This is a genomic window from Paenibacillus sp. FSL H8-0280 (assembly GCF_045040665.1).
In the GTDB taxonomy this organism is placed as follows: Bacteria; Bacillota; Bacilli; order Paenibacillales; family Paenibacillaceae; genus Paenibacillus; species Paenibacillus xylanexedens_A.
Window position 1 is genome coordinate 2,052,877 of the sequence record NZ_CP150296.1, and the last position, 11,914, is coordinate 2,064,790.

The following is an 11,914-nucleotide window of genomic DNA, read 5'->3' on the forward strand; positions in this document are numbered from 1 at the left end:
AAAGATCAATAAAAAAGTCGAATCATGTATAAAAATGTAGAAAAGTGAATTACTGTATTTCATCCAAGGTCGCAAGCAAAATATTAAATGCACTAATAATGCGCGGAGCACCCACACAGGGTGCCAGATGTAGCAATATCCCCTTGAGTTGATCCACCGTCACTCCCACGCTCAGAGCCATTGTGTAATGCACTCCCAGTTGTTCATACTGTCCTTGGGTGATCAACGAAGAGATAATAGCAACTTCCTTCCATTGATCCGTAATCGTGGTGCGCTGAAAAATATCCCCATATGCCGTCCCCATAATAAACTCAGACAATTCGGGAAAATGCTCTTTGATGGGGGCGAGGGCTCTTGCGCCGTACTCCCCAGAAAGTTTAGCAAAACGGTCCAGTCCCTGGGCTACATGTTCACTCATGATCTACTCCTCCTAATTCAAAGTTACGGTGCGGTGAGCCGTGGGTGGAATTTCATCTCGATCGGTCAGAAGCTCAATAACAGTTACCTGATTCAACGTCTGGGCTGTGTTCAGCGCAGATGAGAATTCAGCAAGGGTTTCTGCTCGAAACGCAACCGCACCGAGTGATTCGGCGAATTTGGCTGCATCCATAGGAACTTCATATAATGTGCCATCGATTCTGCCTGTTGTTTTTTCCATTCCTTTGAGTGCCATGTCCAGTTGTTTGTTGTTAACGACAATGAAGATGACATTTAGGTTGTTGCATACCGCGGTATTGATCTCCGTCCCCAGCATCATGAAACATCCATCCCCGGTGATACATACAATGGTCTCTTCAGGTGAAGCGGCCTTTGCACCTATCGCCATACCAATGGCGTTCCCCATGCAGGCAAAGTACGCGTCAAACACAAAGCTGCCTGGTTTCTTGACTTTATATCGCTGAACCGCATGGAATCCATGGCTGCCATCATCGACAAACAGCTTATGATCGTACGGAAGCAGATCGCTCATTCCGTCTAGCACAGAAGCCAGAGACAGTTGGGGGAGATCTGGTAAAGGGACAGTGTAATCCATGGGTGCCGTGGTTCTCACAGGAGTAGGGAGGTCTTCTAATGTGCCCAGCAAGTATTGCAGGTTGTCCTTCAAATCACCGGTGATATGTAAGGTTTGAGCGCTCAGAATCTTGCCTACAAATGTAGGATCAGCGTCAAATTGAATGAGGTGTACCGGATGATGTTCAGGTTTCAGATTGCAGAGGGTCATGTCACTCAGACGTGAACCGAGTACGATATAAAGGTCACTTTGGTTCAACATGTCGTCTGCATGCGGGAAACCTCCAACACCACAAGGTCCATGGTACAAGGGGTGGTCCCACGCAATCGCTCCTTTTCCACCAGGAGTAGTAATGACGGGAATGTTGAACGATTCGGCCAATTGAAGCAATTCATCATGGGCTCTGGCGCGACTTACACCTTTACCAGCAATAATTAAAGGGCGGTTGGATTGTTGAATGAGAGGAAGAATACGATTCAGGTTAGATACGCTAAACAGAGGTTCCGGTTCGGGAATGACAATCCGGCATTGGGATAACAACTCGGTCTGTACATCAAAAGGAATACAGAGGTGAACAGGGCCTTTATTAGGGCCGAGTGCAATGGAAAGGGCATGATTCAGCAGTGTACCGAAGTGATCTCCACGCTCAACCAGTTTGCTGAATAGCGTAGCAGGCCTGAACATCTCGGCCAGATCAGCCAGATAGGAAGAAGAATCTTGACACTGGGGGAGCCCCAGTTCCTGAATGGATTGATGACCCGTAATAAACAGTACAGGCAGATTGTTGGCCTTTGCATGGGCTGCTGCAGTAAGCAGATTGGTTCCGCCTGGGCCGGATGTGGCAAAGGCAACGCCGAGTTTACCTGTCTGTAATGCATAACCGGATGCGGCAAAACCTGAGCTGGATTCATGACGGCCTGGAATGAACTCTAATCCGTAATCCACCATTTTCAGTACAGCAGGACAGATGGATTTACCAATAATACCAAAGACATGAGTAACGCCTAGATTACGCAGAGTTTCTGCCAAATAGTCCGCAACTGTTCTCATGCGGGACACCTCGCTTCATGAAATAGGTTATTAGAACCATACGCATATTCCATTTATTGAATGCAAGTTACAGTCTATGGTTGTAAGATGAAATATTGATTGTTATTAGGAAGAGTATCTTTTTTTGTGGTTTTTTGTCAACCTGTTTTTGTGAGTCTAAATTCCTGATTCTTAAGTTGGTAACGCTTTAAGTGTTGCTGGATAAAGTAAAAATAATTGGTTATATATCCCTGCAACGAATTACCCAATCGCAACGAAGTTACAAATAATGTAAAATAATGACTGTAAATGATGAATTTCAGCCTCTAATAGCGACTTGAAAGCTAGAGGTTTATTTTTTTTCGTATCAACGCATCATCGCATTCGCAATTATTTGCTTTCTGCTATACTGGAAAGGAATTGGGAGGGGATGGAATGACAGTCATCAAGATGGCTCTGATTGGGCTGGGTAAAATGGGACTACATATGGTTCATCTAATCGAGAATACGAAGATGGATACAAAGATTGAGATTGTAGCGGTATGTGATGCGAATGAGGACGGTTTGGCGTCTTTTGCAGCTTCTCATCGGGGAGTTAGGACGTATACGGATTACAAGCAATTGATGAATGAACATCAGATTGATCTGTTGTATATTGCAGTTCCGCCGAAATTTCATTATCCGGTTGTCATGGAAGCGCTGGAGCGCAAAATTCATGTGTTCTGCGAGAAACCGCTTGCCAATAGTGTAGAAGAAGCCCAAAAGATGCTGGATGCAGCAGAGCAGGCGGGCGTTGTTCATGCCATCCATTTCTCGATGCCGCATGAACCTTCCGTGCTGAAGTTGCAAGAGATGATTGAGCAGGGTACAGTGGGGGCAATTCGCAAAATAGATCTCATTTTGCAATTCCCGCAGTGGCCACGATCATGGCAACAGAATGCATGGATTACGAGCCGGGAACAGGGTGGATTTATTCTTGAAGTGGGGATTCACTGGATTCATATGATTCAAAAGGTGTTTGGTGCCATCCGGGTAGTGAGCACTCAGGTTCAATATCCTGAGAATGGAGACTGTGAACTAGAAGTACAGGCTGCAATGGAACTGGAAGACGGAACCCGAATTCAGCTGAACGGCATCTCTCAATTTGCGGGGGAAGAACGTGTATCCATGGTGGTGTACGGTACAAAAGGCACGATTGCTCTGGAAAATTGGGAAGATTTGAAGACGGGTCTGGTGGGGCAGCCACTGTCTCCAGTAGAAGTGCTTGAATCCGCCAGTGAATTGCCGGTGCTTAAACATGTCATTGCCCGTATACAGGGTAAACCAGCTAAGATATATGATTTTAACGATGGGTATCAGGCACAATTGATACTTGAAGCGCTACGGAACACGGAACAATCGAGATAAGAAAAGGAGTGCTTAGGTTTTTTTCATATGAGGTGCCCGGTGCACCTTTTCCTGATTCAACTCTCCTTAACACAAAGAAGCATCGCAGAGGCTCGGGTGAGTCTGTCTGCGATGCTTCTTTCCTTTGATATATGCTCATGATACAGCTATTTAGATACTCGATCAGTAGGTTGATTCAGTTCAAGCCAGCTTGAATTGCTTAACCAGCTGATCAAGTGCATCGGACATTTCATTCAACTGCTTGGACGTGTCAGACATTTCCTGCAGGGAAGCAAGTTGTTCCTCGGTCATCGCAGATACTTCTTCCGTGGCTGATGCCGTATCTTCCACAACAGCCGATACTTCATTGATGGACCTCATCACAGCCTCACTACCAGAAGTTAACTCCTCGACAACAGCAGATACCTCCAGAACTTCACCACTGAGGTTATGAATATGCTGAGTAATGGTTGAAAAAGCATTACCTGCATCCTCAATGGTACGCAATCCTTCATTCACATGTAGAGTGCTCTCATCAACCACCTGCACCGTACTTTGAACACCTGCTACCACGGTTTCCAATATACTTGTAATCTCTTTCGCTGATGTTGCACTTTGGTCTGCAAGATTACGGATTTCCGCGGCAACGACAGCGAAGCCACGTCCATTTTCCCCAGCACGGGCAGCTTCAATTCCAGCGTTAAGTGCAAGCAGATTGGTTTGTCTCGCAATACCCGACATTGAATCTGCAATGTTGATCACTTGATCAGACATCTTCGAAATTTCATTAATGGCTTCCTGTACAGAGAGGAAAGATTGCTCAATGGAACTCATTTTACCTACAGCATTATCAATGCGCTGTTGCCCATCCACAGCAATGGATTCGGTACGAACCGCACGGCCTGCCACGTCACTTGCTGAGGAGGCGACACGATTAAGCCCGTTGAGGGATTGCTGCATCGCAGCTACCATGGTTTGCGTAAGAGCAACTTGTTCATCAGCGCCTTCAGCGACGCGTTCCATGGCAGTGGCAACTTCTTTTCCTGCAAGATGGCTATCGGCAACCCCTTTATCCAATCGATCCGAAGCTGTGCTCAGAATCATGGCATTGCTCTGAACGTCCAGCATCATTTGCTGCAAACCAGTGAGCATTGTATTGGCTGCCTCCGCGAGTTCACGAGTTTCGTCTTTCATTGGCGTAGCGATTCTCAGTGTCAGGTCGCCATTGGAAGAACCGATGTCATTTAATGCCTGCTTCACGGTACGAATGTTTCTAACAATGGCACGTGACAGGACCAATGCAGTGATGAACGAGATAATGGCCACAACGATAAGTGCCCCATACAGTTCCAAGTTCAGTAGTGTGTTTTTTTGCTTCAGCGCTTCTGTACGGTTATCGGTTAACGTATGCTCGTTGGTTCGAAACGTATCGAGAGCAGTGCGAATCTGGTCCATGTCTCTTTTACCTGGATCATCTGCGAAAAAATCTCGAATGGCTTGCGTATTATTGGCTTGGCGAAGGGCGACCACAGGTTCACCAGCGACCTGGACCCAGTTCTCCATATTAGTATGTATGTCTTTCAAAAGTGCAAGTTGAGCCGGATTGTCCGAAATTAAAGCAGCAAGTTCATCTCTGAGTGTAATAAGTTGCTCTTTTCCTTGGGTGTAGGGATCAAGATAATTGTCCTGACCAGTGATGATGTAACCGCGTTGACCAGTTTCCATATCTACCATGTTTCTTTCGAGTTCATAGGTGAGAGCATGTACCCGCATATCGTGATCGACCAGAAAATCCAGTTCCCGTTGGAGCTGACTTGTGCTGTTCTGAATCAGCAGGATGCAACCAGCCAGTACAGCCAGTACGAGTAAATACCCTAATCCAATCTTATAAAAAATCTTAAAGGTCTTACGCTTTTTCATGTTTGTTATTCCTCTCTATGGGGTATATGTAGTTGTCGAAAAAACTGGAAATGTGATAATTATAGGTCTTTAGATTAGGTGTCTAAAGCACTATTTTTTAGTATTATACGTAAAGAAACTTCTTTTGTATATAGTTTGTTTAACTACAATATAACGTTTGGTTGATGTTGTATAAGGTTGGGGTTGATGATGTTTTACAATCGTTGGTTTACACGTTCAAACGTTATGTTTATCATGGGAAGGGAACGATTCCAATTACATATACAATATCCCAATCCGAAAGGAACATTGGACATGAATAAAGAGAAGGTATTGCTCAAACCGGAAGCGATGATTTTTGACATGGATGGTACGCTGTTCCAAACAGAGACCCTGTTGTTGCCAGCTTACCAGCAACTATTTGATACATTGCGTGCCGAAGGGCACTTTGAAGGAGAAACTCCACCCGAGGAACGGATGCTGGGAAGTTTGGGCATGTTGCTCGAAGATATATGGAAAGTGGTTATGCCTGAGGCATCGGAAGCGGCACATCGCCGGGCAGACGAACTGTTGCTTCAACTGGAGATTGAAGGGCTTGATCAAGGAAGTTCCCAATTGTATCCTGGGGTGAAAGAAACACTGCAAGCCTTAAAACAACAAGGAGTGCGTCTTTTTGTCGCAAGTAACGGGCTGGAGGACTATGTGAAGGGTGTGGCGTTTGCACACGAGATTATGCCTTTCTTTGAAGGGGTATACAGTGCAGGCCAGTACAAGACTCCTTCCAAGATTAATCTGGTGCAGATCCTGCTTGAGAAACATCGTATTCAGGACGCATGGATGGTAGGGGATCGCTCTTCTGATGTGGAAGCTGGTAAAATGAACGGTCAGGCGGTCATCGGATGTGCCTATGCCGGGTTCGGACGTGATGAGGAGCTTGCAGGCTCAGATGTGCTCATCTCTGATTTTACAGAACTACTGCGTCTGTATGATGAAGCAGAGTAGCCTCTACGCTGCATACGTATACTGAGATTTAAGATTACCAACCGCATGATATGAACCTGTAGACTCAACGGAAATTCGTTGAATACAGGTTTTTTTGCTTGGTCATGCAGTCACATTCTCCCCTGTAGAAAGTTGATTTCCCTATCCCGCTTTCCTCCATAATCCCTCTATACTTCATTCAAAAGCTATAGGGGGTCCGATTCTGGTGAAACCATCCAAAATACATGCCTATATGTTCATCTTTCCAAGTCTTTTTTTAACTGTTGTATTCGGGATCTATCCGCTGTTATGGGCGCTGCGTTACATGTTCTATGATTATCAAGGCATCGGGACGCCGGTCTTTATCGGGCTTGATAATTTTGGACGCATTTTGCGTGACGGGCAATTCTGGGATTCTGTAGGCAACACGGGTGTGTATGCCCTGGGCAAACTCGTCGTTACAATTCCACTGTCGTTAACTTTGGCGATTATTCTGAATCGCAAATGGAGAGGGCGATCCCTCTTTAGAGCGATCTATTATCTTCCCACTATTTTTAGCGCTTCGGTCATGGCGATTGTATTTTTTATTATTTTCAACTCCTATAACGGAATATTGAACCAATTGCTGCTTAAGTATCATGTGATCTCCGAATCCATTAGCTGGCTGGGGGCTGAACATGCCATGCTAACAACCATCATCATCGCCATCTGGGGGGCCGTGGGCAACTATATGTTGTTGTTCATTGCGGGTCTTCAGAGCATTCCTGAAGAGCTATATGAGGCGGCATCGCTGGATGGAGCGAGTGAGTTTCAGAAACTGCGGAATGTAACGATTCCGTTGCTGGGTCCTGTCTTGCAGATGATCATCATGCTGGCAATTACCACGGCGCTGAAAGGTTACGAGAGTATTATGGTGCTGACCGAAGGGGGGCCGTATGGCAAAACAGAGGTGATGTATCTGTATTTGTTCAAACTGTTGTTTCCCGTGTCGGCTGACACCCAATCACTCCAGCAGCTCGGTTATGGCAGTGCGGTCGGTTTCACAACGGCTCTCATCGTAGGGGCTGTGACGCTCATTTACTTCCGGATATCCAAAAAGCTCAATGATGTCTATTAATCCCATTTAGGAGGAAACGATGATGACTCAAAACGTGCTTGCGCCCTCAGGGTCTCCCCAACTCATTCGCTGGACCAAACGAACGGTACTTTGGCTGTTTTTGATCGCAATCGCTCTGCTGTCACTGTTCCCCATCATACTTGTATTGCTCGGTTCCTTCAAAACAAACCAGGAATTGACCGGAGGAGCTACCATCTGGCCGAAGATTTGGCAGTTCTCCAACTATGCTCAGGCTTGGAAAACCGCCAATTTTTCGGGTTTTACGATGAACAGCTTGTTTGTTAGCATCAGTACAACAGTTGGCACGCTGCTGGTAGCTTCGATGTCAGCCTACGCTGTGGATCGAGTGAATTTCAAAGGTAAAAAGGGATACACCCTGCTCATGGCATCTACTCTGTTTATTTCCATAGGCGCAGTTGTGCTGCGTCCGCAATTTGACCTCATGGTCAAGCTGGGACTGAATACCACGTTATGGGGCGTTATTATTATACTGATCAGCGCACACGCTGCCACATACTTTATTCTGATTGGTTTCTTCAAGAGCATCCCGCGCGAACTGGATGAAGCGGCGATGATTGATGGCTGTAATTTTTTCACCACATACTGGCGAATTATTCTTCCGCTCCTGCGGCCCGGACTCGCCGTTGCAGGTCTGGGTGTATTCCAGAGTTCTTGGAATGAATATATTCTTCCTTTTGTGTTCACCATGAGCAATCCGGACTTGCAGACTTTGCCCGTTGGGCTGGCTAATCTGCGATATGGCATCGGAGCTGCGGCTGAGGTCCAACTGATGATGGCCGGAGCCTGTCTGTCCATTTTGCCGCTGCTCATCGTTTATATTTTTGCCAACAAATCATTCATGCAGGTGACCTTGGGAGCTGTGAAAGGATAGGCGTGAGCACAATCATGGAAACGGTTTTACGGGTAATTCCACTGTGCTATACTCATTTTAATTCACAGCGGACGGGCCAAGCCGTGTGCAAGGAGCGAGCGCCGATGATATTCAACTTTTATAAAATGTCCCTGAAAAAAAGAATACAGCTGCTGTACATTTTTCTCGTTGTCTTGTGCATCAGTGTGACCGGGATATGCTCGTATCTCTTTGCTGCACGAAGCATTGAGCAGAATGCACTTGAACTGAAACAAAGCATTCTGAACAAATCAGTGCAGGTTATGGATGAACATCTTAGGCACATTGTTGTATCCTCTTTTTCTTTTATGCTCAATGAAACGTTCACCCAAGTCATGAAGGACGTGGGAAAAAATAACACATCTCATTATTATCAGAATCTCTCGCTGCTGCAAACGTCGTTTGCTCAATTGAAGCTCGTAGAGCCACTGATTGATACCGCATATCTGACAACACCCATCGGTGATTTTTTCTCGACCAAAGACTTTCCGAATCGCAATAACTCGTTCAACAGGGAATACGGACGCTACGTGAAGCTGCAAGGCTGGAATACGATGTGGTTTGGTTCACATCAGAGTCAATTATTCCAATCCCAAGGAAATGTGTTATCTCTGTTGCTCAAACCCATTGTGATCGATAATCATACCTATTCGAATGTATACATGGTCGTCAATATGAAGGAAGAGGCGATGCGAGACATCCTGTCGCAGGATCTCATGAATAACCAGATTCAGCTGTTTTTGCTGCACAAAAACGGAAATGAAGTCATTCGGCCCAGGTCCCGAAATTACGATTTCATTATGGAGCCTTACTTTACTCAACAGTTTAGCCGTGGCGATGCTGGGGATTTTACCTACAGGAACGATCAGGGGGAGGACATGCTTGTTAACTATTCGGCATTGTCGATGAACGAGGATTGGGTCATGGTAAGTGTACAGTCCAAGGCTGACTTGTTGTCCCCCCTCCAAAAGATACGCTGGCTGATCATCCTGATCATGTTGTTTTGCATTTTGCTCGCACTCGGGTTGTCCAGGCTGCTGGCCTCCGCTCTGCTGAAGCCTCTGAACAAACTGCGACGCCTGATGGTTGAGGTGGAGTCCAATGATCTGGATGTACGGTTTCGCAGCAAGTATGACGATGAAGTTAGCGCTGTAGGGCATCGTTTCAATCGGATGTTGGACCAGATTCAGATTCTGTTTGAAGAAGTACGGACAACGGAGCAAGACAAACGGCAGTTTGAAGTCAAGGCGCTTCAGGCGCAGGTTGATCCTCATTTCCTCTACAATACGCTTAATACGATGTTCTGGAAAAGTGAGAGCGGAGAGAAGAAGGATGTAAGTGAGATGATCGTCTCCTTATCCTTGTTATTCCGTCTGGGCCTTAATGATGGGAAAGACATCACCAGTGTGGAGCAGGAGATCAAACATGTCGAACAATACATGCAACTTCAGCAAAAATGTTACGAGGATCTGTTCGTTTATCGGATTGAGGTGGGGGACCCCTCTTGTTACGCTGTTGATATTTTAAAAATATTGCTTCAGCCCTTGGTCGAGAATTCCATCCTGCATGGATTCAATGACAAAGAAGATTTGGGTGTTATCCTGATCCGCATTGATCGTCAGGGTGACACACTACGGCTGGAGGTGGCTGACAATGGATGTGGGATGGATGTAGCCAGCATCTATGCTGAGGAGGCTCCTGACGGGGGACGCAAAGGTTATGCTCTATCCAATCTCCATGGCAGATTAAGCCTGCACTACGGGGATGTGGCCTCGATTGTGTTTCATAGCAGTACAGATGTGGGAACAACGGTTGTTATCACGATTCCGATCACCTGAGGAGGGGCAGTATGGGCGAATTGACGATGTGTGTTATGGATGATATCCAGGCAGTTGTAAAGGGCATATCTTCAACTATTCCGTGGGAAGATCATCAGGTTCGGATTGTAGGCACGGCGAGCAATGGAGAGCGCGGTTGGTCCTTGTTGCTGGAGCAGCAACCCGACATCGTGATTAGTGATATCAGGATGCCCAAGCTGAGCGGGCTGGAGCTAATGAAGCGGGCATTGGATGCCGGACTGCGAGCTAAATTTATTTTCATCAGTGGTTATTCGGATTTCCAATATGCACAGGAGGCCATCAAGCTGGGTGCCTCCGATTATTTGCTCAAACCGTTTACCCCTGAAGAAATACTCGGTGCGGTGTTGAAGGTAAGACAGGTGATTAAGGAAGAACAGGCACAGTGCAAACAGTTGGAACAGTTGGAGCAGAAGGTGGAGAGCAGCAGCCAGTATGAGCGTCACAGCTATCTACTGGGCTTGTTGCGTCATGAAATCGGGGGCTTCCTGAATGAAAGTCGCTGGAACGAGCTGCATATTGATCTCGATTCATCCAATCTTCTCGTCATGGTCATCGAGGTGGATGGTTATACGCGATATGGTTACACGATGCATCTGGATGCCGAAATCGTTCCTTTTGCGGTCCAAAATATTGTTGGAGAAACCATAAACCGTTATACCAAAGGCGTTGTTTTACGGGAAAACCGATACCGGCTTGCAGCCATATTGAACACACCAAGCCAGATCGACGTCTCCGAGCTACTGGAGCAATGCCGCCAAAATGTGGAGCGATTCAGCAAAAAAACAGTCTCGATTGGTGTTGGTACGATTGCCCGCAGACCACAGGAAATTTGGACGTCCTACGCACATGCAGATCAGGCGATATCCTATCGTTTCTACAGTGAAGGAAATTGCATCCTCCAGTATGCTGAACTGGAGAATCAGGCATGTGTGGCTCCGATATATCCTCTGGAGAAGGAGAAAGAGCTTTTTTATGCCCTGAAATGTGGTAATGAGAGCACCTGTCACCGCATCATTGATGAAATTCTCGAAGAATGGCAGGTTTCCGAAGGTTTTCCCGAGCCACTCACGATGATTCGTTTGCTGTCTGGACTGGCTTTTGCCATCTACCGTGCCTTTTGTGATGAGATTACAGCAGAGGAACGCTTGCGTTTGGAGGCCGACCTGACAGTGCTTGAGGCGATGCGTTCCTTGACGTTTGAGGGCTGGAGGGGATATATCAAGCATTTTAGCAGTATGGGTTGCGAGATTATGGACAAAAAACGACTCACTGATGTCAAACAGGCGATTAGCAAAGCGCAGGAATATATCAGTCTGAATCTTGCAGAAAATCTGACGCTGCATGCCTGTGCCCAATCCGTGCATTTAAGTCCGAGTTACTTTGCCAATGCCTTCAAAAAGGAAACGGGCATAACGCCGATTCAATATATTACTAAGATGAGGATGGAAAAGGCCAAAGAGTTGCTGGTTGCAGGTGTACAGGTGCAAGAGATCTGCCAGAGGCTGGGTTATGAAGACAGGCCGTATTTCAGCGGTTTGTTCAAGAAATATTGCGGCATGACGCCAACCTGCTTCCGGCAAATGTATGAGAATTGAAACCGATACGGATCATCATTTTTCCCACCATGCAAAGTCAGAATGTCCCTCACCTCCATGAAAGCGTAGCGATTATCATTACGTTAACGGATAACCAAACGGGTTGTCCAGACAAGCATAAGGGGG

At 46.3% G+C, this 11,914-nt stretch carries 9 protein-coding genes; 6 read left to right on the plus strand and 3 right to left on the minus strand.

Annotation, left to right across the window (positions count from 1 at the left end):
* Positions 1 to 49: 49 nt before the first annotated feature.
* Both MHI12_RS09330 and MHI12_RS09335 read right to left on the minus strand, forming a co-directional pair.
* Complete coding sequence (locus MHI12_RS09330; protein ID WP_017689521.1) at positions 50 to 418, minus strand: carboxymuconolactone decarboxylase family protein; 369 nt, start codon at positions 416 to 418, stop codon at positions 50 to 52.
* Between the two features lie 12 nt (positions 419 to 430).
* A complete protein-coding gene (locus tag MHI12_RS09335; protein ID WP_405172216.1) occupies positions 431 to 2,062 on the minus strand; it encodes a thiamine pyrophosphate-binding protein in 1,632 nt (543 codons plus the stop codon).
* Positions 2,063 to 2,476: 414 nt separating this feature from the next.
* On the opposite strand from MHI12_RS09335, the gene MHI12_RS09340 reads away from it, so the two are divergent.
* Positions 2,477 to 3,448, plus strand: coding sequence for a Gfo/Idh/MocA family oxidoreductase (locus MHI12_RS09340; RefSeq protein WP_341006626.1), 972 nt, complete (start codon positions 2,477 to 2,479; stop codon positions 3,446 to 3,448).
* Positions 3,449 to 3,628: 180 nt separating this feature from the next.
* Here MHI12_RS09340 and MHI12_RS09345 read toward each other — a convergent pair whose 3' ends face one another.
* The gene (locus MHI12_RS09345; protein ID WP_405172217.1) at positions 3,629 to 5,347 is read right to left on the minus strand and encodes a methyl-accepting chemotaxis protein; all 1,719 of its coding nucleotides are present in this window, start codon (positions 5,345 to 5,347) and stop codon (positions 3,629 to 3,631) included.
* A gap of 294 nt (positions 5,348 to 5,641) precedes the next feature.
* Between MHI12_RS09345 and MHI12_RS09350 the strand changes: the two genes are divergently transcribed.
* The 5 genes from MHI12_RS09350 (at position 5,642) to MHI12_RS09370 (ending at position 11,788) form a co-directional block, all read left to right on the plus strand.
* Positions 5,642 to 6,328 carry an HAD family hydrolase gene (locus MHI12_RS09350; RefSeq protein WP_047844222.1) on the plus strand — a complete coding sequence of 229 codons (687 nt, stop codon included), beginning with the start codon at positions 5,642 to 5,644 and terminating at the stop codon, positions 6,326 to 6,328.
* Between the two features lie 205 nt (positions 6,329 to 6,533).
* Complete coding sequence (locus MHI12_RS09355; protein ID WP_091014599.1) at positions 6,534 to 7,424, plus strand: carbohydrate ABC transporter permease; 891 nt, start codon at positions 6,534 to 6,536, stop codon at positions 7,422 to 7,424.
* Positions 7,425 to 7,446: 22 nt separating this feature from the next.
* Positions 7,447 to 8,316: a carbohydrate ABC transporter permease gene (locus MHI12_RS09360; protein ID WP_017689515.1), complete on the plus strand. Its 870-nt coding sequence runs from the start codon at positions 7,447 to 7,449 to the stop codon at positions 8,314 to 8,316.
* A gap of 104 nt (positions 8,317 to 8,420) precedes the next feature.
* Positions 8,421 to 10,172, plus strand: a complete 1,752-nt coding sequence (locus MHI12_RS09365) for a sensor histidine kinase (protein WP_405172218.1) — start codon at positions 8,421 to 8,423, stop codon at positions 10,170 to 10,172.
* Positions 10,173 to 10,183: 11 nt separating this feature from the next.
* Positions 10,184 to 11,788: a helix-turn-helix domain-containing protein gene (locus MHI12_RS09370; protein ID WP_405172219.1), complete on the plus strand. Its 1,605-nt coding sequence runs from the start codon at positions 10,184 to 10,186 to the stop codon at positions 11,786 to 11,788.
* Positions 11,789 to 11,914: the final 126 nt, after the last annotated feature.

Excerpts from the sequence above, each read along its gene's own strand:
- MHI12_RS09340 (WP_341006626.1), top strand. The coding sequence starts at position 2,477 with ATGACAGTCATCAAGATGGCTCTGATTGGGCTGGGTAAAATGGGACTA.
- MHI12_RS09335 (WP_405172216.1), bottom strand. The coding sequence starts at position 2,062 with ATGAGAACAGTTGCGGACTATTTGGCAGAAACTCTGCGTAATCTAGGC.
- MHI12_RS09365 (WP_405172218.1), top strand. The coding sequence starts at position 8,421 with ATGATATTCAACTTTTATAAAATGTCCCTGAAAAAAAGAATACAGCTG.
- MHI12_RS09370 (WP_405172219.1), top strand. The coding sequence starts at position 10,184 with ATGGGCGAATTGACGATGTGTGTTATGGATGATATCCAGGCAGTTGTA.
- MHI12_RS09360 (WP_017689515.1), top strand. The coding sequence starts at position 7,447 with ATGACTCAAAACGTGCTTGCGCCCTCAGGGTCTCCCCAACTCATTCGC.
- MHI12_RS09350 (WP_047844222.1), top strand. The coding sequence starts at position 5,642 with ATGAATAAAGAGAAGGTATTGCTCAAACCGGAAGCGATGATTTTTGAC.
- MHI12_RS09345 (WP_405172217.1), bottom strand. The coding sequence starts at position 5,347 with ATGAAAAAGCGTAAGACCTTTAAGATTTTTTATAAGATTGGATTAGGG.
- MHI12_RS09330 (WP_017689521.1), bottom strand. The coding sequence starts at position 418 with ATGAGTGAACATGTAGCCCAGGGACTGGACCGTTTTGCTAAACTTTCT.